This is a genomic window from Pseudaquabacterium terrae, assembly GCF_013266755.1.
In the GTDB taxonomy this organism is placed as follows: domain Bacteria; phylum Pseudomonadota; class Gammaproteobacteria; order Burkholderiales; family Burkholderiaceae_C; genus Pseudaquabacterium; species Pseudaquabacterium terrae.
Genome location: NZ_JABRWJ010000015.1, coordinates 1 through 22028, shown reverse-complemented (window position 1 = coordinate 22028; position 22028 = coordinate 1). Strand labels below are relative to the sequence as shown.

The window sequence follows — 22028 nt, the reverse complement described above, 5'->3', positions numbered from 1 at the left end:
TTCAGCGGTTCGTCACGGGGTACAAGCCCTGCGGCCGCCACAAGAGGATCGCCACCATCAAGCCGATGTTCGAGAACAGCGCGACCTTCGGCGTCAGGTAGCCGGTGTAGTTCGCGAGCAATCCCACCAGCAGCGCGCCGACGAAGCAGCCGAGCGTCGAGCCCAGCCCGCCGATGATGATGACGATGAAGATCAGCACGTTGACCTGGCCGCCGAGCTGCGGGATCACGTTCTGCTGGAACAGGCCCCACATCACGCCGCCCAGGCCGGCCAGCGCCGAGCCGGCGACGAAGACGCCGACGAACAGCCGCCGGATGCGGTAGCCGAGCGACTCGACCATCTCGCGGTCCTGCACGCCGGCGCGGATCAAGAGGCCGATCTTGGTGCGGTTCAGCGTGAACACCAGCGCCGCGAAAACAACCAGGCCGATGACCATCGCCAGCACGCGGTACTTGCCGATGGCCGCGTCACCGATCAGGTAGGAACCGCGCAGCACGTCGGGCAGCGGCAGCGGAATCTGGCCCGGGCCCCAGATCATCTTGATGATCTCTTCGCCGACGATCATGCCGCCCATCGTGATCAGGATCTGCTTCAGGTGCAGGCCGTAGACCGGCCGCACGATCACCCGCTCGAAGGCCCAGCCGATCGCGCCGGCGGTGGCCATCGCGACGAGCATCGCGAGGAACACGCCGCCGAGCTGGCCGAATCCTCCTGTCCAGCCGGCGGTGGCGCCGAGCACGCTGGTGGCGACGAAGGCACCGAGCGCGATGAACACGCCGTGGCCGAAGTTCAGCACGTCCATCAGGCCGAAGACGAGCGTCAGGCCCGACGCGGTGATGAAGACGATCAGGCCCATCGCGAGGCCGGCGACGGTCAGCGTCAACCAGGTGCTCGAGCTGCCGATCAACGGCCAGGCGGCCAGCGCCAGCGCCGCGACGAGCGCCAGCGGAACCCAGTCGAAGCGGGCCTTCGGCACCGCCGCGGCGGCGGCCGCTGCCGGTGCGGCCGTGGGGGTGGAGACGGTGGCAGTCATTGATGCGCTCCCAGCGACAAACCCAGCAAGCGCTGCTGCAGCGATTGATCCTCGGCCAGCTCGCGCATCGCGCCGCGGTGCACGACACGGCCGTCGTCCATCACCGCGACGTGGTCGCCGAGCGCCTTGGCCATCATGAAGTTCTGCTCGACGAGCAGGATCGTCGTGCGCTGGCGCTTCAGCTCGTTGAAGGCCGAAATGAGATTCTGGATGATCGACGGCGCCAGGCCCTTGCTCGGCTCGTCGATCAGGATCAGCTCGCGCGGCTCGCAGATCGCGCGTGCGACGGCGAGCATCTGCTTCTGGCCGCCGGAGAGTTTTCCGGCCGGGTAGAGCCAGAACTTCTTCAGCGCCGGGAACAGGTCGAAGATCCAGTCGAGGCGCTTGGTGTCCAGCTCGCCGGCGTGGCGGGCGGCGCGCGCGGCGAGCACCATGTTTTCCTTGACCGTCAGGTCGCTGAAGATGCCCATGTTCTCGGGTACGTAGGCGATGCCCTGGGTCGCGATGTCGGGCGTCGCCTGGCCTTTCAGGCTGCGGCCCTTGAAGCGCACGTCGCCCTGGCTCGGCTGCCACAGGCCCATGATCGTGCGCAAGGTCGTCGTCTTGCCGGCGCCATTGCGGCCGAGCAGCATCGTCACCTCGCCGGCCGGCACCGCGAAGTCGACGCCGTGCAGGATGTGATAAGCGCCAATGTGCGTGTGCACGCCGCTCAATTCGAGAATATTGCTCATGCCGGCTCCTCGGCGGCCATGCCCAGGTAGGCCTGCTGCACCACCGGCGACGCGATCACCGCGGCCGGCTCGCCGTCGGCGACCAGCGCGCCGTTGTGCAGCACGATGATGCGGTCGGACAGCTCGCGCACCACGTCCATCTTGTGCTCGACCAGCAGGATCGCGCAGTCGCGGCGCTGCTTCAGGCTGCGGATCAGGTCGAGGATCACCGGCACGTCGTCTACGCTCATGCCGGCGGTCGGTTCGTCGAACATGAAGACCTTCGGGTCGAGCGCGATCAGCAGCGCCACCTCCAGCTTGCGCTGATCGCCGTGCGGCAGTGCCGATGCGGCGACGTCACGCTTGTCGGCCAGGCGCACCTGCGCCAGCAGCGCTTCCGCCTCGTCGACCCAGGCCTGGCGATCGAGCCACACGCGCCACAGGTCCAGCCCGCCCATCGGCCCGCCCTTGCCGCGGCCGGATTCGCGCGCCTGGATCGCCAGCCGAACGTTCTCGCGCACGCTCAGATTGGGGAATAGCTGCGTCAGCTGGAACGCGCGGCCGAGCCCGCGCCGCGTGCGCAGCGGCGCCGGCAGGCCCGTCAGGTCCTCACCATCGAGCAGCACGCGGCCTTCGCTCGCCGGCAGCTGCCCCGAGATGAGGTTGAAGTAGGTCGTCTTGCCGGCGCCGTTCGGCCCGACGATCGCCGTCAGCGTGCCGGGCTTGAAGGCGCAGCTGACGTGGTCGACGGCCACGTGCCCGCCGAAGCGGATGGTCAGGTCTTTCGTTTCGAGCATGGTGTCGCGAGGTTCAGGGGCAGGTGCCGATCACGTAGTGGTTCGAGCCGGTCTGCTTCAGTGTCGTCGTCGTGTAGATGTTCCACAGGCCCATCGACTGGTTCGAGCCGTTGGCATAGGTCCAGCCCCACAGCGCATAGGCACGGCCGGCGGTGGTGTGGGCGTAGTTGCTGGCGGTGAAGCAGGTGGCGGCGCTGCCGGTCGTCGTGCCGCTGGCCGGCGGCGCCGATGCGGGGCCTTCGGCGCCGTTGCCATCGACCGCCTTGACGGTCCACTGGTAGGTGGTGCCGGGCGACAGTCCGGTGTCGTTGAAGGTGGTTGCCGCGACCGGCGCACCGTTGGCCTTGGTCGCGCCGCGGTAGACGTTGTAGCCGGTGGCGCCGGTCACCGCGTTCCACACGATCGTCATGCTGGTGTTGGTCGCGCCCGAGGTGCCGACGCCGGTCGGTGCGGGCAGGTTCGACGGCGGCGTGCCGCTCGACACGCGGTCGACCATGGCCTTGACCGCCACCATCTGCGGGCCGCTCTTCTTGGCGTAGTTGGCGCTGTCGTAGCCCCACCAGTCCCAGCAGCTGTTGGTCGCCGCGAGGCTCGTCTGCGGGTACAGCATCACGATGTTGTTGCTGTCGGCCCAGCGGTTGTAGCCGGTGTTGCGCACGTACTGTTGGCCGACGTCGGCGGTGTTCTGCTTGCAGCCGTGCAGCACCACGTGCAGCCGGCAGCTCTGGCCGGCAGCGCAGGCCTGCGGCACGTAGACCCAGCCGGTGGTGGCCATGCCGTGGCCGCTCACATAAGGCGTTTGCTCGTATTCGACGAAGCTGCCGCCGAGCGTGCCGTTGTTGCGCGGGTTCAGCGCGCCGTACAGGTGCTGCAGCAGCGTGCCGGCCAGGTCGAAGTTGCAGTCGCTGATGTAGGGCGCGCCCAGCGTGCTGCAGCCGTTGCCGTAGTCGTCGGTGACCATCGCATGCTCGGCCGCGACGTCCTTCCTGTAGACGATGTTGGCCGCCGGCACGAAGCTCTGGTAATAGGTCTTCAGGTCGTCCATCACCGGCGGCGTGACCTTGCTGTCGAGCGCGCCTGAGAACAGGTAGACCTTGGAGTTCTGCAGGTTGGAAACCGGGTCGAGCCAGCCGCTTCCCGCCCAGCTGTTGGTGGTGTTGACCAGCGTCGACACGGGGATGCTGGTGTTGTGCGCCATGCAGCGGCCGGTGGCGTGCGTCACCGACCCCTCGGCGCAATAGAACGGCCCGCCGGCGATCGCCGCGGCGCCGTGCTTGAAGGTGGCCGAGTACGCGACGTGCAATTGCACGGCCATGTAGCCGCCCGACGAGAGGCCCGAGACCGTCGTCTTCGACGTGTCGATCACCAGTTGCGGAAGAGGTGCGCCCTGGACTGCGCTGCAAACGAGCAGCAGCAATCCAGCACGCCAGACACACGATCTGCGCATACCTGTCTCCTCGTCGACCAAACTGGAGCCCCCTCCCGGAGGGGGCTGGGGGAGCGGAACGTTCGGGTACGCAGTGCCTACCGCAACAAGCGCGTCAGCGCTTGTTGCGGATAGGCACAGACATCTCTTCGGGCTTGATCTCGCGCACCAGCTCCGGCACGCCCCACGCGAAGGCCGGGTCGGCCTTGATCTTGAAGTGGTACATGCTCTGCATCGCCTGGTGGTCTTCCTTGCGGAAGGTCATCTTGCCCTTCGGCGTGTCGAAGCTCATGCCTTCCATCGTGCCGATCAGCTTGTTGGTCGCCGTGTCGCCCTTGGTCTTCTTCAGCGCCTCGACGACGGCAATCGCCGCGCTCATGCCGCCGGCGGTGAAGAAATCCGGCGGCGTCTTGTGCTTCGAGTAGTGGTTGGCGACCAGCCACTCGTTGACCGCATTCTTCGGAATGCCGAAGTAGTAGTAGGTGGCGCCTTCCATGCCCGGGAACTGCTTGTACGAGGCCATGGCGGGCAGGATGTTGCCGCCGGTGGCGATCTCGATGTTGTAGCGCTTGAGATCCATGTCGGCGATCTTGAACGGATTGCCGGCGCCGGCCCAGATGATCCAGATCACCTTGCGCCCGGGCTGGTCCTTCAGCTTGTCGATCAGCCGCTGCGCGCCGGCGGTGAAGTCGGTGGTCGTCGTCGGCAGGTATTCCTCGTGGACGATCTTGGCGTTCTTGATCGATTCCTTGAAGGCCTTCACGCCATCGCGGCCGAAGGCGTAGTCCTGCGCCAGCGTGGCGATCGTCACGCCGGCCTTGTCGAGCGCGACGGCATTGGAGATCGCGTCCTGCGAGCTGTTGCGGCCGGTGCGGAAGATGTACTTGTTCCACTTGTCGCCGGTGATCGAATCGGCGACCGCCGGCTCGACCAGCAGGATCTTCTTGGCCTCTTCGGCCACCGGCAGCATCGCCAGCGCGACGCCCGACGAGGTCGGCCCGACCGCCAGGTCGGCCTTGTCGTCGTTGTAGGCGGCGGCCAGCAGGCTCTTGCCGAGGTCGGGCTTGCCCTGGTCGTCCTTCTCGATGACCACCAGTTTCTTGCCAGCCACCGCCATCGTGCCGCCGGTCGCGTAGTCCAGCCCCATCAGGAAGCCCAGCGCCGTCTGCTTGCCGTAGGCTTCGAGCGGGCCGGTCTTGCTGTAGATGTGAGCGATGCGGATCTCGTCTGCCGCCTGGGCGGCGGAGCCGGCGGCCAGCGCGGTGAGGCTGGCGGCGGCCATCAGGCCCAGGCTGAACGGGCGACGCTTCATGGGATGTGCTCCTCGATCGGTGGAATGGTTCGGGGCCGTTGGCGAGCCCCGGTCGACGCTCTTGGTGCAACGCCCGTGCCGGATTGCACGAACCTAGTGCAAACCCCGACCAAACGGGAGGTTGGCGCCGTTTCAATCGCCGAAGACGCGCAACGCCGGTGCCCACGCACCTGTCCGGATCGGTCATGTATGAGTTCAAGGCAGCTCAACTGACTAAAGTCTGGACACACCCGCCCTCCAATGTCCGGAAAGAAGTCAAGCGGTTCTGCAGCGTACCGTTTCAATCGTTGCCATTTGTTGACCACCGCCCCGAGTGAATGGGCCGATACGATCCCCCCGCTGTTGCAGTGGGGAATGCCGTTGGGGACGACGAAGGGCGAGCAAGGCGCACGGTTGCGTGACGAGTTCCTGGCGGTGACGGCGGTGGCAACGCCGCATGAACTGCTGGCGCAGACGCTGCGCTTCACGCGCCAGCTCGGCTTCGACACCGTGTCGGCGATGGCCGTGCTCGATCGGTTCGGCGCAGATTCCGACTTCGTCTGCGTGCACAACACTCCGGCGGCCTTCCTCGGGCAGTTCCACGACACGGCGCAGGGGCGCCGCTGCCCCGTGATGCAGCACTGCAAGCTCAGCAGCCTGCCGATCCTGTGGGACCGGCAGACCTACGCGGCGGTCGACCAGGCCGATGTCTGGGAAACGCAGGCGCCCTTCGGCTTCGCACACGGCATCGCGATGGCGTTGCACCTGCCCGGCGGGCGCCACTTCTTCATCGGTGTCGACCGCGACCGGGCGCTGCCGCGATGCCCTGCCGAGACGAGCCGGATGACGGCCGACCTGCAGCTCTTCGCCGTGCATGCACAGGACACCGCGCTGCGGCTGCTGCTGCCGCCGGCGACCGACGCCGAGCCGCCGCCGCTGACCACGCGCGAGCTCGAAGGCCTGCGCTGGACGATGCACGGCAAGACCGCGTGGGAGCTGGGCCGCATCCTCGGCATCAGCGAACAGACCGCCGTGCGCCATCTGCACAACGCTGCGCGCAAGCTCGGCTGCATCAACAAGCACCAGGCCGTCGTCAAGGCGCTGCGGCTGGGACTCATTCACTAGCACACGAAGCACACGTCCGACAAGTACCAGAGCTTGTCATCGCAGCGGCTGCCGGCACTCGCTACGCTGCCGCCCGTCCGGCGCTCAGCCGTCATCCTCATTCCACGGACCCCCGCATGAACGACCCGATCAGCCGCCCGCGGTTTTCACGCCTCTTCCATTCGACCTGGCTGACCGCCGCGGTGCTCGCCGGCTGCGGCGGCGGCGACGCCGGCCCCGAGGCCGAGACCGCGGCCGCCGCCGCCGCCGAGCCGGCGCGCCGCCAGGCGCTGCAGGCCGCCCGCGGCGGTGCCGCCGCACCGGCCGCGGCCGACACCACCGAATGGCGGCGCATCGCCCGCGAAGGCCAGGCCTTCCGCGTCGTGCCGCGGGCCCTCGTGCGCTACGGCGCCGAAGGCCGGTACGTGACGAAGATGATGCTCGGCAGCGGCACCTGCAGCGCCACGTTCTTCCGCGTCGACCCGGCGCCGGGGCTGGTCAAGGCCTGCGACGTGCAGGTCACCGCGCCCCCGCCCCCGCCCCCGCCCCCGCCCCCGCCGCCTCCTCCGCCGCCTCCTCCGCCGCCCCCGCCGCCACCGGCAAACACCTACTACTTCTCCGACTGCCAGGAAGGCGCCGCACCCGGCTGCGTGGCCGGCGACAACGCCAACCCCGGCACCAGCGCCACGGCGCCGAAGCGCACCGTCGAGGGCTTCAATGTCAACGCATTGCCGGCCGGCGCGCAGCTGCTGTTCGCGCGTGGCGGGGCGTGGAACGGCTTCCGCATCGTGCCGCTGGAGAACCCGAACGTGACGGCAGCGCAACCGCTGGTCGTCGATGCCTACGGCAGCGGTCCGGTGCCCTGGCTGCGCTCGCCGGCCTACGCCGCGGCAATCGAGTTCGGTCGCTGGCAGAGCGCCGTCAACGACGGCGGCTATGTGATCCGCAACCTGAAGCTCGATGGCCAGGGCCAAACCCACTGGGGCCTGTGGCTGCGCGACAACCTGCATGACATCACGGTCGAGAACGTCGAGTTCACCGGCTTCCAGATCGCGATCCACTCGCAGCCGGCGCCGCTGCACGGCATCCACAATTTCAGGCTGCTGAACTCGCGCATCGCCTTCAACAGCAGCATGGGCATCCTCGGCCAGTTCAACGACGCGCTGATCGAGGGCAACGTCTTCGAGCGCAACAACTTCTCCGGCAGCGCGTTCAACCACGCGATCTACCTGTCGGGCAACGACCATGCGGGACGCAACATCACGCTGCGCGGCAACCGCTTCCTGCACAACTCGACCGTCAACGGCGTCTGCCAGGGCGGCAACGTGACCTTCCATGGGCGGATGGACGGCCTGCTGATCGAGAACAACCGCATCGAGCAGGCCCAATCGACCGGCGGCTGCTACGGCTTCTCGGTGACCACCGGCTACGACACGCCCGAGGCCTTCACCCACTTCGTGTTGCGCGGGAACACGGTGATCAATCTCGGCAACTGCAGCTTCTGCATCAACGCCGCGCCCGGCATCGTCGTCGAGAACAACCTCAGCATCGTCGACCATGTGAACTACCACGCGGCGGTGACCATCGGCGGCCCGATCGGTCCCGGCGACACGCCGGACTCGGGCGCGATCGTGCGCAACAACCGGGCCTGCTTCCCGAACACCGGGCCGCACCAGTACGGCGAGGTGGTGAACAGTCCGGGCAGCACGATCAGCGGCAACGGGGTCTTCCGCGGCGCCGAGGCGAACGCGGCCAACTGCCCTCGATAAGACCCCACGTCCCGCATCGGACCGCGGCTGGATGACACCGGCCGCGGCGCGTGGCATGCTGCGCCCCGGGGAGAGAAAGGCGCAGTGCTCTCCTTCTATCGTCCGAACGCAGTGGCGGGAGATGCGATGAGCGGCCAAGAGCGCAGCAGTTGGGAACCGGAAGCCGGTCGGGCGCGCCTGCTGATCGTCGACGACGAGCCGATCCAGCTGCAGGCCTTGTGCGGCGCGCTCGAAGGCCGGGACTTCGACATCGTCGGTGTCGGCAGTGCCGGCGAAGCGCTGGCGCAGCTGCGCCGCGGCGGCTGCGACATGCTGCTGACCGACCAGATGATGCCCGGCACCGACGGCATCGCGCTGACCCGCGCCGCGCTGGAGCTCGATCCGCTGCTCGCCGTCGTGCTGATGACCGCCGACGGCACGATCGGCAGCGCGGTCGAGGCGATGCAGGCCGGCGCCTGCGACTACGTGCTCAAGCCCTTCCATCTCGACACCGTGCTGCCGGTGATCGAGCGCGGCCTGGCAATGCGCCGGCTGCGCCAGGAGAATGCGGCGCTCGAACAGCGCGTGCGGCGCCACGTCGCCGAGCTCGAAGCCAGCAACCGCGAGCTCGATGCCTTCACCCGCTCGGCCTCGCACGACCTGCGCTCGCCGCTGAACGCCGTGCTCGGTTTTGCGATGCTGCTGCGCAAGCATGCCGGCGCGCGCCTGGCCGATGACCACCTGCAGTGGCTCGGCGACATCGAGCGCTCGGCGCGCCGCATGAACCGGCTGATCGACGACCTGATGCGGCTGTCGCACCTGGGCCGCAAGGCGCTCGACCTGCAGCCGGTGGACCTGGCGCCGCTGGTGCAGGACGTGCTCGACGACCTGCGCCGCCCGCAGCCGGACCATCCCGCGCAGATCGTCTGCGATGCGCTGCCGATCATCGAGGCCGATGCGGCGCTGCTGCGCCAGGTCTACGTCAACCTGCTGTCGAACGCGTTGAAGTTCACGCGCCACACGCCGCGGCCGCGCATCGAGATCGGCAGCGAGAAGCAGGACGGCCGCAGCGTTTTCTACGTGCGCGACAACGGCCCCGGCTTCGACATGGCGCAGGCCGCGCAGCTGTTCCAGGCCTTCCAGCGCCTGCACCGGCAGGACGAATTCGAAGGCAGCGGCGTCGGCCTGTCGATCGTCGAGCGGGTGGTGCAGCGCCATGGCGGCCGCGTCTGGGCCGATGCGACGCCCGGCGCCGGTGCGAGCTTCTATTTCACGCTCGGCGACGCGGTGCGCTGAGCCATGCCCCACGCCAACGCCGCCGCACCGGTCGCCCTGGTGCTGTCATCCGATGCGGTCACCGACACGATGCGCCGGCGCGCGCTGGCGGTGGTGCTCGGCTCGGCGCTGCTGTTCGCTGCGCTGCTGCCGTTCGCCAAGCAGCCGCTGAAGCCGTTCGCCGGCTTCATCCCGGTCTATGAATCGGCGTTGATCGTCAGCGACCTGATCACTGCGATGCTGCTGGCCGGACAGTTCCGCGTCGATCGCTCGCGGGCGCTGGCGCTGCTGGCCGGCGGCTACCTGTTCACGGCGCTGCTGGCCCTGGCGCACCTGCTCAGCTTTCCGGGGCTGTTCGCGCCCGGCGGGCTGATCGGCGGTGGTGCCCAGAGCACCGCCTGGCTGTACATGTTCTGGCACGCCGGCTTCCCGTTGGCGGTCATCGTCTATGCGGTGACCGACCCGGCCGCCCGGCTGTCGATGCACCAGCTGGCCGGCGGATTCACCGTGCTCATGGCCGCCGCACTCGGCCTGACGCTGCTGGCCACCACCGGCGAGGCGCTGCTGCCGCCGATCATGGTGGGCAACCGCTACACGCCGGCGATGCTCGCCGTCGTCGGCAGCGTCTGGCTGGCCGCCGCTGCGGCGCTGGGTGTGCTGGTGCAGCAGGTGCGCGCAGGCCGGCGCCGCAGCGTGCTCGACCTGTGGCTGCTGGTGGTGATGGCGGCCTGGGTCTTCGACATCGCGCTGTCGGCCGTCTTCAATGCCGGCCGCTACGACCTCGGCTTCTACGCCGGGCGCATCTACGGCCTGTTCGCCGCCAGCTACGTGCTGATGGAGCTGCTGATCGAGAACGGCCGGCTGCACGCGCGGCTGGTCGACATGCACCGCGACGAGCAGGCGCGTGCGACCGAGCTGGCCGCGGCGCGCGATGCTGCGCTGGCCGCCGACGAGGCCAAGGGCCGCTTCGTCGCCAACATGAGCCACGAGGTGCGCACGCCGATGAACGCGATCATCGGCCTGACGCACCTGGCGCTGGACACCGAGCTCGACGAGCGCCAGCGCGACTACCTGGTCAAGGTGCAGACCGCGTCGAAGGCGCTGATGCGGCTGCTCGACGACATCCTCGACTTCTCGAAGATCGAGGCCGACAAGCTGACGCTGGAGCACGAGGCCTTCGATCCCGAGGGGGTGCTCGACAACGTCGCCAGCCTGTTCTCGGCGCGTGCCGAGCTGTCGGGCCTCGGCCTGTTCGTCGAGCTCGACCCCCGGCTGCCGCCGCGCTTGATCGGTGATCCGCTGCGGCTGACGCAGGTGCTGAACAACCTGGTCGGCAATGCGGTGAAGTTCACGCGCCGCGGCGAGGTGGTGCTGAGCGCCGAGCTGCTGACCTTGCAGGGCGACGACGCCGTGCTGCGCTTCGCAGTGAAGGACAGCGGCATCGGGCTGACGCCGCAGCAGGCCGCGGGCCTGTTCAAGCCCTTCGCGCAGGCCGACCGCTCGACGACGCGGCGCTTCGGCGGCACCGGCCTCGGGCTGGCGATCTGCAAGCGGCTGGTCGAGATGATGGGCGGCATCATCTCGGTCACGAGCGCGCCGGGGGAGGGCTCGGTGTTCAGCTTCAGCGCGCGCTTCGGCCGCGTGCCGGATGGTCAGCGCCCGGAACGGGGCGCCGGCGCCGGACTGCGCACGCTGGTGATCGATCCGCAGGAGACCTCGGCGCGCATCCTGCGGCAGCTGCTCGAATCGTGGCGCTTCGAGGTCAGCGTGGTCGGCAGCGCCGCCGCCGCGCTCGACGAGCTGCGCATCGCCGACAGCGCCGGCCAGCCCTACCAGCTGCTGCTGCTGGACGAGCGCACGCCCGGCCTCGGCGACGATCCGCAGCTGGCGCAGGCGCTGCACAGCAAGAGCCACCCGGCCGCCGTGGATCGGCTGGCGATCATGGTGCTGGTGTCGTCGTCGAGCGTGCAGCGCACGCTGGTGCTGGCCGGCGCGGTGCCGGCCGACCGCGTGCTGACGAAGCCGACGACGCCCTCGCGGCTGTACGACGCGATCGTGCGGCTCGAGAAGCGCTCGCCGCTGCCCGCGCCGGAAGCGCCGCCGCACCACCGCGATGAGGCCCCGGCGGTGCCGAACGCCGAGGCCCGCGCGCTGCGCGCGATCCGCGGCGCGCGCGTGCTGCTGGTCGAGGACAACCCGATCAACCAGCAGGTCGCCGGCGAGCTGCTGGTGCGCGCCGGCATGCAGGTGATCATCGCCAACAACGGCATCGAGGCGATCGACCGGCTGCGCAAGTCGGCCTTCGACTTGGCGCTGATGGACGTGCAGATGCCGGTGATGGATGGACTGCAGGCGACGCGCCTGTTGCGCCGGCTGCCCAACGGCGGCCTGCCGGTGATCGCCATGACCGCCGCGGCGCGCGAATCCGACCGGCAGGAGTGCCTCGACGCCGGCATGAACGCGCACCTGCCGAAGCCGATCGACCCGGCCGAGCTGCAGGCGGTGCTGCTGGCCTGGATCACACCGGGCGAGCGCGCCGCGCCGGCCGTGCCGCCCGCGCTGCAGGACGAGGCGTCGAGCCTGCAGCGGCTGTTGCCGGCGCTGGACGTGCGCGGCGGACTCGAGCGGCTGGGCGGCAACGTGCGCCTGTACCGCAGCCTGCTCGGCACCTACCTGCAGCTGCATGCGCGCGACGCCGACGAAGCGCTGCGCCTGTTCGAGGCCGGCGACACCGAGGGCGTGCGCCGGCTGCTGCACGCGCTGGCCGGTGCCGCGGCGACACTGGGCATCACCGAGGTCGCCGCGCTGGCCGGCAACATCGGCCGCCTGGCTGCGAACGCCGCACCACCGCCGGACCTGCTGCGCGAGCTGCAGGCGCTGCGCGCGCTGAATGCGCGTGCCGCCGGGCAGCTGGCGCGTTTCGGCGCCGGCACGCCCGCCACCGAATAAGCACCGCCGCGTGCAAGGCGCCCGCGCGCGCACTTGACGCTCGCCAATGGTTGGCATACCATTGATCTGCACGACATCTAAAGCGTGCAGGAGCCTGATGTGAGCATTCGAGTCGCCGCGATCGGCGTCAGCCACTGGCATGCGGTTTACGACGCAGCCTACCTGCGCCACCTGGTGGCGATGCCCGGCGTGCAGCTGGTCGCGATCCAGGACGACGACGCCGCCGTGGTGCAGCGGCGCGCGGCGCAGCTGGGCGTCGAGCAGCCGCCGGCCTGCTACACCGCGGTGAACACGCTGCTCGACCAGGCGCGGCCCGACTTCGTGCTCGCGCTCGGCCGCCACGACCGCCAGGCGGCCCTGGCGCACGAGCTGCTCGAACGCCGCCTGCCTTTCCTGATGGAAAAGCCGATGGGCCTGAACGCCGGCGAAGTTCGATCGATCGCCGACCGCGCGCGCGCCCTCGGCGCCTTCGTCGCGGCACCGCTGCCGCAGCGCCATTCGCCCTTCATGCGCCAGGCGCTGGCGATGCGCGAGCGCTTCGGCCCGCTGTCGCACCTGTACATCCGCATGAACCGCTTCAGCTCGGCGCGCTACACGGCCTGGGATTCGGGCTGGATGCTCGACCCGGCAGCCTCCGGCGGCGGCTGCCTGCGCAACCTCGGCGTGCACGCCTTCGATGTCTTCCTGCAACTCACCGGCGAGACGGCCGAAGTCACCGCCGCACAGCTGAGCGCGCGCACGCTCGGCACGCCGGTCGAGGACTACGTCACCGTGCTGCTGCGCTCGGCCAGCGGCGTGCTCGGCACCGTCGAGATCGGCAACGTCTACCCGCGCCGCACGACCGAGGGCGCCGCCAAGCCGCTGCCCGGCCGCGACAAGCTGCTCGACGGCGCCGACGGCGAATGGAAGGTGTGCGGCCGCGATGCGCTGCTGATGGCCAAGGACGGACTGCTGCGCATCGTCGACCGCGACGGCGAAGAAACACTGCCGGGCGAGCCCGACGTGGCCCCCGCGCGTCGCGTGCTGGAAGAAACGCTCGCCGCCTGGCGCGACGGCGCACCGCCGCCGGCCAGCGCCGACGACTGCTGGCGCGGCGTGCAACTCATCGACCAGGCCTACGCCGCGACCGCCACGCCGCAGGCACGCCGTCATGCCCTGGCTCACCCGATGGGCCGCGACGAACCCACCGAAGCACCATGAGCCGACTGCCGCTGACGATCGCCTTCTCCGACTACGACCGTGTCGCCGCCTTGTCGAACGGCCAGGTCCGGCCGGACGGCATCGACCTGAATTTCCTGACGCTGCCGGTCGAGGAGACCTTCTTCCGCATGGCGCGCCATGCGGAGTTCGACGTCGCCGAGATGTCGCTGTCCTCGTACTGCATGACCTTGGCGCGCGACCCGGCGCCGTTCATCGCGATTCCCGTGTTCCCGTCGCGCGTGTTCCGCCACGGCAGCATGTTCGTCTCGACGAAGAGCGGCATCAGCAGCCCGACGCAGCTCGCCGGCAAGCGCATCGCCTACCCCGAATACCAGATGACCGCGCCGGTGTGGATGCGCGGCATCCTGTCCGATGACTACGGCGTGCGGCCGAGCGAGGTGCTGCACTACAGCGGCGGCGTCGAGCAGCCCGGGCGCATCGAGAAACTGAAGCTGAACCTGCCGCCGTCGATCCGCTGGCAGCCGATCGGCCCCGAGCAGACGCTGGCCGACATGCTGGCCGACGGCGAGGTCGATGCGCTGCTGGCCGCGCGCCCGCCGTCGACGCTGGAGACGCGTCCCGATGCCGTGCGCCGGCTCTTTCCGGACTACGCCGCCGAGGAGCGCGCGTATTTCAAGCGCACGCGCATCTTTCCGATCATGCACACCGTGGTGATCCGGCGCGAGGTCTACGAGGCCAACCGCTGGATCGCGCAATCGCTGCTGAAGGCCTTCTGCGCCGCGCAGCGCAAGACCTACGCCGACCTCGCCGAATCGCATGCCTTCAAGGCGATGCTGCCGTGGCTGCCCTCGCACGTCGAAGAGGTCAAGCGCGAGATGGGCGAGGACTGGTGGCCCTACGGCTTCGCCGCGAACCGCCACGTGCTCGACACCTTCCTGCGCTACCACCACGAACAAGGCCTGTCGCCGAAACGGCTGGCCCCGGAGGCGCTGTTCGCGCCCGAATCGCTCGAGAACTTCCTGATCTGACTGACTCACCGGCCGGGGCCCGCCGCCACCGGCCTTTTTTCGACGGACATAGTTGGTTTACCGATCATCATCGAAGCATCCATCACCAGAGACACCCCCATGACCGCCCCACCCCCACTGCTCGAGGCCCTGGCCGCCGTGAACTCGGTGCCGCTGTGGGACCGCTACAAGGCGCTGAACACGCGCGAGCCCCATCCGCATGCCGCCCTGCACTGGCCGTGGCACGTGATGCAGCCGCTGGTCGACCGCGCCTCGCGCGAGGTGAACATGCAGGAGGCCGAGCGCCGCGCGCTGCTGTTCACGCACCCCGACTGGCCCGGCACCGTGTTCACGACGCCGACGCTGTCCGGCGCGCTGCAGATCCTGCTGCCCGGCGAATCGGCGCCGCCGCATCGCCACACGCTGGCCGCGCTGCGCCTGGTGATGCGCGGCCGCGGCGCGGTGACGATCGTCGACGGCAAGCGCTGCGTGATGGAGCCCGGCGACCTGGTGCTGACCCCCGCGTGGAGCTGGCACGAGCACGTGCACGAGGGCGACCAGCCGATGGTCTGGTTCGATGGCCTGGACTACCCGCTCGCGCGCCAGCTGCAGGACGTGTTCTTCGAGCACGGCCCGGGGCCGATGCGTGACCTGGGCCTGGCCGACCTCGACGACGCCGCACTGCAAGGCGGCGGGCTGCTGCCCGACGGTTTTCCTTCGCGCACCGCCTACTCGCCGCTCTACCGCTACCCGTGGACGCAGGTCAACGCCGCGCTGAACGCGATGCCGGCCGCCGCCGACGGCAGCAAGCGCCTGCGGTACACCAACCCGGTGAGCGGCGGTGCGGTGATGCCGACGATCGACTGCCATGCGCTGCGCCTGACGCCCGGCGCGACGACGCGACCGCAGCGCAGCACCGCCACCGCGATGGCCATCGTCATCGAAGGGGAAGGCGACACGCGCATCGGTGAACAGCAGATCCGCTGGAAGCCGCACGACGTCTTCACGCTGCCGCGCTGGGCCTGGACCGAGCACCGCGCCAGCGCCGGACCGGCCACGATCTTCCTGATGAGCGACCGTGAGTTCCTGTCGCGCATCGACCACCTGCGTGAAGAGGAGGGACTGACGACATGAATCCGGACGACGACGTCATCATCATCGGCGCCGGCATCGGCGGCCTGGCCTTCGCGCTGGCGCTGCAGCGTGCCGGCGTGCCGTTCCGCATCTACGAGTCGGCGCCCGAGCTGAAGCCGCTGGGCGTGGGCCTGAACCTGCTGCCGCACGCGATCAAGGCGCTGACGGATCTCGGCCTGCAGAAGCGCCTGCTCGCCAAGGGCGTCGAGACGCGCGAATACAGCTTCTACACGCGCCACGGCCAGCACGTGTACAGCGAGCCGCGCGGCATGTTCGCGGGCTACGACTGGCCGCAGATCTCGATCCACCGCGGCGACCTGCACAGCGTGCTGCTCGAAGCCGTGAAAGAGCGTTGCGGAGCCGACAAGGTGGTGCTCGACCACAAGTGCGTCGCCGTCGAACAGGACGAGACCGGCGTCACCGTGCGCTTCGACAACGGCAAGGGCGAGACGCTCGCACCGCAGCGCGGCGCGATCGCCGTGGCCTGCGATGGCGTGCACTCGGTGCTGCGTCGCCAGCACCATCCGAAGGAAGCCGTGCCGCGCTACGAGGGCACGACGCAGTACCGCGGCACGACGCGGCTTCAACCCTTCCTGAGCGGCGCCAGCATGGCCTACCTCGGCACCTACGAGACCGGCAAGCTGATCATCTACCCGATCCGCAACAACATCGATGCCGAGGGCCGACAGCTGGTCAACTGGGTCATCGAGCTGTCGAAGCCGAACGACCAGCTGCTGCGCGACTGGAACCGCCAATGCAGCGTCGACGAGTTCATCGCCAACTTCGAAGACTGGCGCTTCGACTGGATGGACGTGCCCGCCGTGCTGCGCGCGGCCGACTCGATCTACGAGTACCCGATGGTCGACCAGGACCCGCTGCCGTTCTGGACCGTCGGCCGCACCACGCTGATGGGCGACGCCGCGCACCCGATGATGCCGCGCGGCAGCAACGGTGCGGCGCAGGCCATCATCGACGGCATCACGCTGGCGCCGATGCTCGCCGCGCGCGACGACTGGCCTGCCGTGCTGAAGGACTACGAAGCGCAGCGGCTGAAGGCCACCGGCGACGTCGTGCTCGCCAACCGCGAGATCGCGCCCGATGCGGTGCTGCGCGTGGTGCACGAGCGCACCGGCGGACAACCCTTCCGCGATATCGCCGACGTGATCTCGCGCGACGAGCTGGTGCAATGGCAGGAGCGCTACCGCAAGGTGGCCGGCTTTGCGGCCGATGACCTGCGCAAGGCTGACTGACGAAGGAGCCCACGATGAAGCTGCCACTCCGCCACGTCCTTTGCGCGTTGGCATTCCTGGTCGCCGGCGCCGCGCAGGCGCAGGCGCAGAGCTTCCCCACCCGCCCCGTCACGCTGCTGGTGCCTTTCGCGCCCGGCGGGACCAGCGACCAGGCCGCGCGCCTGATCGCCGCGAAGTTCCAGGAAAGCACGGGCCAGCCAATGCTGGTCGAGAACAAGGCCGGTGCCAACGGCCAGACGGCGATCGCCGCGCTCAAGCAGCAACCGGCCGACGGCTACACGCTGTTCTGGGGCAGCATCGGCACGCACGCGATCAATGCCGCGCTGTACGCGAAGCTGAACTACGACCCGGTGAAAGACTTCGAGCCGGTCAGCGCGACCTTCTCGTCGACGCACTTCCTGCTGGTGCCGGCGACCAGCCCGGCCAAGACGGTGGCCGAGTTCGTCACGCTCGCCAAGGCCAAGGGCGGATCGCTGAACATCGCTTCGGTCGGCATCGGCAGCGGCTCGCATCTGGTCGGCGAGATGTTCAAGGCCAAGAGCGGCATCCAGCTCGGCCATGTGCCGTACAAGGGCTCGGCCAGTGCGCTGCCCGATGTGATCGGCGGCCGCATCGACGTCTTCTTCGACGGACCGACCTCGGCGCCGCTGGTCAAGGAGGGCAAGCTGCGCGCGCTGGCGGCCACCGACAGCCAGCGCGCACCGGTGCTGCCCGACGTACCGACGATGGCCGAGGCCGGTTTCCCCGGCGTCGAATTGAACGCCTGGTTCGGCATCTTCGCGCCGGCCGGCACGCCGAAAGCCGTGGTCACCAGGCTGAATGCCGAGATCGTCAAGGCGCTGCGCCAGCCCGACGTGATCGAGAAGGTGCACGGCTTCGGCGGCGCGGTGATCGCCGGCACGCCGGAGGCGCTGGCGCAGCGCGTCGCACGCGAGTCGGACCGCCTCGGCAAGCTGGTGCGCGCGGTCGGCGTCAAGGCCGAGTGAATTCCCAGGAGCAATTGCAATGAAGATCTGTCGATTCGACGACCAGCGCATCGGCGTGCTGCGGCACGGCCAGGTGTTCGATGTCACCGAGCGCCTCGCGCCGCTGCTGGCGGTGCACGCCGGCGCGGGCGACCCGCTGATCGCGGCGCTGCCGCGGCTGCCGGCCATGCTGGTCGACCTGAGCGGCTGCACGCCCAAACCGCAGGACCAGGTGCGCTGGCTCGCGCCGGTGGCGCAGCCGGGCAAGATCGTCGCCGCGCCGGTCAACTACCACGCGCACATCGCGGAGATGCAGGCCAACAACGTGTCGCCCGGCTTCAACATCACCGACATCGGCAAGGCCGGGCTGTTCCTCAAGGCGACTTCGTCGCTGGTCGGCGCCTCGCAGGGGATCGCGCAGCGCTTTCTCGACCGGCGTACCGATTTCGAAGTCGAGCTGGTGGTCGTGATCGGCCGGCGGGCGGATCGCGTGGCCGCTGCCGATGCACTGCAGTACGTCGCCGGCTACAGCCTGGGCCTGGACATCACCGTGCGCGGCACCGAGGAACGCAGCTTCCGCAAGTCGATCGACAGCTACACAGTGCTCGGGCCGTGGCTGACGACCGCAGACGAATTGCCCGGCCCCGGGCAGCTGCAGATCACGCTGCATCAGAACGGCGAATTGCGCCAGCGCGGGCATACGTCCGATCTGGTCTACGGCGTCGCACGGCTGATCGAGTTCGCGTCGAGCTTCTACACGCTCGAGCCGGGCGACCTGCTGTACACCGGCACGCCTGAAGGGGTCGGGGCGATCCGGCCGGGCGACCGGCTGCGCGCAGAATGCGAAGCGCTCGGCGCGATGGATGTGACCGTTCGCGCGGCGTGAGGAGGACATCAACATGACTGCACCCAGGATCATCGCGTTCGCCGGCAGCACCCGCGAGGCCTCGTTGAACCGCAAGCTGATCCGCATTGCCTCCGGCATCGCGACCGAGATCGGCGCCGACGTGACGCTGCTCGACCTGCGGGACTACGACATGCCGATCTACAACGGCGACCTCGAAGCGCGCGAAGGCCTGCCCGCGGCGGCATTGACCTTGAAGGCCTTGTTTGCCGAGCACCAGGGCTTGCTGATTGCCTCGCCCGAGAACAACGCCTGCGTCTCTGCGCTGCTGAAGAACACGATCGACTGGATGTCGCGGCCGATTCCGGCAAGCCAAGGCGGGCCGGCCGGGCCGCAGCCGTTCAAGGGCAAGTTCGCGGCGCTGCTGGCGGCGTCGCCGAGCTTTCACGGCGGGATGCGGGGGCTCGTGGCCTTGCGGGCGATGATGCAGACGTTGGGGGTGACGACGTTGGCTGAGCAGCACACGGTGGGCAAGGCGCACGAGGCGTTCGATGCCGACGGGGTGTTCAAGGATGCGGGGCAGCTGGAATCGGTGGCCGGGGTCGTGCGGCGGCTGGTCGAGGTGCTGTGATGCCGGTCGTTCGCTGCACCCTCACCGAGTGAGGCTAGGTGCTGCCGGTCCCCTGCGCCTGAACCTTGTTGCCGATTCCTCCGATGAGGTCATGTATGACCGCAGGTGGGTCTGACCGGATCTGACCTGGCTAGGCCTCACTCGGTTGGTTCGTCAACAGAACTACTATGCTGGGCAACCGCCTTCACTCCCTTTCGTACGGCCGTGGCTGTCATCAACTCCTGGCGGCCCAACGGCGTCAAAACGGCAGTCCGCAGTTCTTTGCCTCCTTCTTCTCGCGTGGTCGCGATCGAAAGGTAGCCGAGCGCTGCGAACTGGACGGTCACCATCTGAAGACTGGACTCGTGAACTGTCGCAGCACCAAAGTCCAGATCTGGGTTGGAGGTAACCACCTCGTCGTAGACGCGCTCTCGAATGATGCGGTTGAGGGAGGACTTGATATTCGAGATCTTGGACTCTGAAAGCAGGTAGGGTCCCGCGGCGACCAGTAGGTCCTTCCAGGTGAAGGTCTCCGTGTCAGCCAGTCGATGGTGTTGGCGGGGATATGCGTTGCTTCGTTCAGAAAGGGTAACGGTGTAGGCGAGTTCGACCTCGTCTGCGCCCTGCGCGAGTGATTCCGAGCCAATTGGACGCGATACCGCTAGGCGGCCGAGGTTATGAGTCAACTGATCGTTCAACTGCCGGAGCCGAACGATCTCCTCAGCGGCCTCCGGTCCGGCCAAGTGATCAGCACGAACCCAGCCCGGTCGCGGTGATCGCCTGATAAGCTGGGTTAGGCTGCGGGAGACAACCGCTCCCAAATTAGCTGCAGTGGTCCAGTCCTTGCATAGGCGCGTCTGCACGAGCGCGCGAAACTCCGCGAGTCGCCTTTGCCCTTCTGAGTCGAGCTCAGACTTACCTTGAGGAATCTGTCCAGGGTCCGCGTGGACGAAGCCCAAGACGGGAATTTCCTTCTCCAGCGCGTAGCGATACTCGCGTTCGGTAAAACTAATTCCAGCAGCATCAACTGAGCCGTAACGTCCGGCTACGACCACAATGTAGTAGTCACACTGGTCGATCAAGTCCTTGATGAAGGACCATTGATCGTCATTGGAGGCGGGAAAGTACTCCATCCCACAGGGGAAACAGTCCAGTTCCAACAGCGCACGCATCACCTCTAGGCGCTCCGACTCGAGATCCCGAAAGGTTGAGCTGAGAAATACCTGATAGCGCTTCTGCATGTGTTGTGAGGCCCTCTATCGAATGAGGTAAGCGGTGCTGTTGGCGGAGGGAAGCCCGCCGGACGACGGCCGCTCGATGGGTAGCCGTCAGTACTCTGGCACAGTTCTCGACCTGAGCTGGGTGACGTGCGGACTGCTCGCAAGACATACTTCGACCCCCCCGCCCGACTGACCGAACAAGGGAGCCACTGTCCCTGCGTCAACTACCGAACCTACTGGCAACTCGTACTCGATCACCGTGCATGCGGGTACGGGCAGTGGAAGAGAAAATCTCCCGACTGCCGCGAAACCAGACGTGGCTGTACCAGCTTCAAGGGTCGTAGTGAGGTACGTCTGTGGGAGCAGATTCGTCCCCGTGAACCGACGATCCTTCGCTGAGCTGATGTATCGAAGAAATACGGTCGGAGTCGTGAGAGTGCGACGCGCAATCAATGGATGAGCACCGACAGCGGGCGTGGTCGCCGAAGCGACGCCACCTGCGAAGATCGCAGCCTGTGCCTGCAGTCGGCTTGAAACAACGCGATACAGCGCGGGCAAGGTGAAGTTCGGCTGGCTGCGCTGGGGCGCCGGAACTCCCCCCATCAGGTCGAATAGGTTGTAGTAACTCTGAGTCGCATAGCAGGGAAGCGCAGAGCCATCAGCCAAGACTGCTATCGGACCATCGGCGATCAGCACGACCTGCACATTCATACCCGTCTCAGGGTGTGGAGCTTGGTTGATCGCCTGCATGTCGGAGTCGTGAAGTACCAAGAGTACAGGCGGATCTGTTTGCATTGTGGGCATCCCGACGAGGTGAGGCGTTCGCCAATTAGGCGGCGCGCTTGGGCAGTTGACCGACAAATCGGTCGCAAGCCGTGACAAGCCCTTTGGAGGTAGCAGTGTCCAAAAGAAGCTGCTTGGCATAGTTCAGCTTGTCGTCGGCGACGCCATCCTCCTCAATACCCAAGTAGGCCCTGTTCGCCCGTTCCAGCGTCGCGGGCCACAGGACTTGCTTGATGAACTGATCCTGTTTCGTTGCGTGCCAATTCGCAACGTCAGGCGGAACAACGACGCCATGATATGCGTAGAAGTATTGCGGGCGCTGCCGTTTGGCCCGAGGAAGGACACGCAGAATCTTGTCAAAGCCGGCCTCGTAGGCCGGAAAGAGGTCAACGCCGTTCAGTTCGGCGAGCGCCTTGTCACGTGGTCGGCAATCATCCAGGCGAACGGGAATGATAAAGACCCGATGGTTCGGCATGGATCGGCTGAACTCAATCGCCTCCCGAATTTCGGTCTGAACATAGCCTCGCTTGCGAATTGCCTGTTTCGACAGAAGTGCAAGGAAGCAGCGCGATCCCCTGATCTTGTCCATGATGAACTCTCGCCAAGGCACACCCGGCGGCATGTCCTTCGGGGCGAACCAAGGCATGTGGCCCGCAGCAAGTAGGTCCTCGTGCACACGCGCCGCCACGACGTGATCCTCGACGGCATACGAGATGAAGGT

18 protein-coding genes are annotated in these 22028 nt (G+C 67.9%); 11 read left to right on the top strand and 7 right to left on the bottom strand.

Translation table 11 applies throughout. The features are described from left to right. Position 1: 1 nt before the first annotated feature. From HLB44_RS33335 to HLB44_RS33315, 5 genes are all read right to left on the bottom strand, one after another. On the bottom strand, positions 2 to 1033 hold the full coding sequence (locus tag HLB44_RS33335; RefSeq protein WP_173134005.1) for a branched-chain amino acid ABC transporter permease: 1032 nt from the start codon (positions 1031 to 1033) through the stop codon (positions 2 to 4). Then, entirely contained in the window at positions 1030 to 1764 is a 735-nt protein-coding gene (locus tag HLB44_RS33330; protein ID WP_173134003.1) for an ABC transporter ATP-binding protein, read from the bottom strand. Before HLB44_RS33330 ends, HLB44_RS33335 begins: the two co-directional genes overlap by 4 nt. After that, a complete protein-coding gene (locus HLB44_RS33325; RefSeq protein ID WP_173134001.1) occupies positions 1761 to 2540 on the bottom strand; it encodes an ABC transporter ATP-binding protein in 780 nt (259 codons plus the stop codon). Before HLB44_RS33325 ends, HLB44_RS33330 begins: the two co-directional genes overlap by 4 nt. A gap of 13 nt (positions 2541 to 2553) precedes the next feature. Further along, positions 2554 to 3987, bottom strand: a complete 1434-nt coding sequence (locus HLB44_RS33320; RefSeq protein ID WP_173133999.1) for an extracellular catalytic domain type 2 short-chain-length polyhydroxyalkanoate depolymerase — start codon at positions 3985 to 3987, stop codon at positions 2554 to 2556. Positions 3988 to 4081: 94 nt separating this feature from the next. Beyond that, positions 4082 to 5278: a substrate-binding domain-containing protein gene (locus HLB44_RS33315; protein WP_173133997.1), complete on the bottom strand. Its 1197-nt coding sequence runs from the start codon at positions 5276 to 5278 to the stop codon at positions 4082 to 4084. A gap of 354 nt (positions 5279 to 5632) precedes the next feature. On the opposite strand from HLB44_RS33315, the gene HLB44_RS33310 reads away from it, so the two are divergent. The 11 genes from HLB44_RS33310 to HLB44_RS33260 all read left to right on the top strand — a co-directional run bounded on the left by HLB44_RS33310 (position 5633) and on the right by HLB44_RS33260 (position 19325). Then, positions 5633 to 6382, top strand: coding sequence for a helix-turn-helix transcriptional regulator (locus tag HLB44_RS33310; RefSeq protein ID WP_173133995.1), 750 nt, complete (start codon positions 5633 to 5635; stop codon positions 6380 to 6382). Between the two features lie 116 nt (positions 6383 to 6498). Further along, a complete protein-coding gene (locus HLB44_RS33305) occupies positions 6499 to 8130 on the top strand; it encodes a right-handed parallel beta-helix repeat-containing protein (RefSeq protein WP_173133993.1) in 1632 nt (543 codons plus the stop codon). A gap of 126 nt (positions 8131 to 8256) precedes the next feature. Next, positions 8257 to 9405, top strand: coding sequence for a sensor histidine kinase (locus HLB44_RS33300; protein ID WP_173133991.1), 1149 nt, complete (start codon positions 8257 to 8259; stop codon positions 9403 to 9405). 3 nt (positions 9406 to 9408) lie between these two features. After that, positions 9409 to 12333, top strand: a complete 2925-nt coding sequence (locus HLB44_RS33295; RefSeq protein WP_173133988.1) for a response regulator — start codon at positions 9409 to 9411, stop codon at positions 12331 to 12333. A gap of 99 nt (positions 12334 to 12432) precedes the next feature. Next, the gene (locus HLB44_RS38285; protein WP_173133985.1) at positions 12433 to 13533 is read left to right on the top strand and encodes a Gfo/Idh/MocA family protein; all 1101 of its coding nucleotides are present in this window, start codon (positions 12433 to 12435) and stop codon (positions 13531 to 13533) included. Beyond that, positions 13530 to 14522: a substrate-binding domain-containing protein gene (locus HLB44_RS33285; protein WP_173133982.1), complete on the top strand. Its 993-nt coding sequence runs from the start codon at positions 13530 to 13532 to the stop codon at positions 14520 to 14522. Before HLB44_RS38285 ends, HLB44_RS33285 begins: the two co-directional genes overlap by 4 nt. A gap of 99 nt (positions 14523 to 14621) precedes the next feature. Beyond that, positions 14622 to 15635, top strand: a complete 1014-nt coding sequence (locus HLB44_RS33280; RefSeq protein WP_173133979.1) for a cupin domain-containing protein — start codon at positions 14622 to 14624, stop codon at positions 15633 to 15635. Further along, positions 15632 to 16885, top strand: a complete 1254-nt coding sequence (locus HLB44_RS33275; protein WP_173133976.1) for a flavin-dependent oxidoreductase — start codon at positions 15632 to 15634, stop codon at positions 16883 to 16885. The genes HLB44_RS33280 and HLB44_RS33275 overlap by 4 nt, the downstream gene beginning before the upstream one ends. Positions 16886 to 16899: 14 nt before the next feature. Continuing rightward, positions 16900 to 17871, top strand: a complete 972-nt coding sequence (locus HLB44_RS33270) for a Bug family tripartite tricarboxylate transporter substrate binding protein (protein WP_173133973.1) — start codon at positions 16900 to 16902, stop codon at positions 17869 to 17871. Between the two features lie 19 nt (positions 17872 to 17890). Beyond that, positions 17891 to 18736: a fumarylacetoacetate hydrolase family protein gene (locus tag HLB44_RS33265; RefSeq protein ID WP_173133970.1), complete on the top strand. Its 846-nt coding sequence runs from the start codon at positions 17891 to 17893 to the stop codon at positions 18734 to 18736. 13 nt (positions 18737 to 18749) lie between these two features. Next, positions 18750 to 19325, top strand: a complete 576-nt coding sequence (locus HLB44_RS33260) for an NADPH-dependent FMN reductase (RefSeq protein WP_173133967.1) — start codon at positions 18750 to 18752, stop codon at positions 19323 to 19325. A gap of 137 nt (positions 19326 to 19462) precedes the next feature. Here HLB44_RS33260 and HLB44_RS33255 read toward each other — a convergent pair whose 3' ends face one another. Beyond that, a complete protein-coding gene (locus HLB44_RS33255) occupies positions 19463 to 20545 on the bottom strand; it encodes a DUF4062 domain-containing protein (RefSeq protein ID WP_173133964.1) in 1083 nt (360 codons plus the stop codon). Between the two features lie 808 nt (positions 20546 to 21353). Next, positions 21354 to 22028 (bottom strand): toll/interleukin-1 receptor domain-containing protein (locus HLB44_RS33250; protein ID WP_173133961.1); only part of this gene is annotated, 675 nt, incomplete at its 5' end.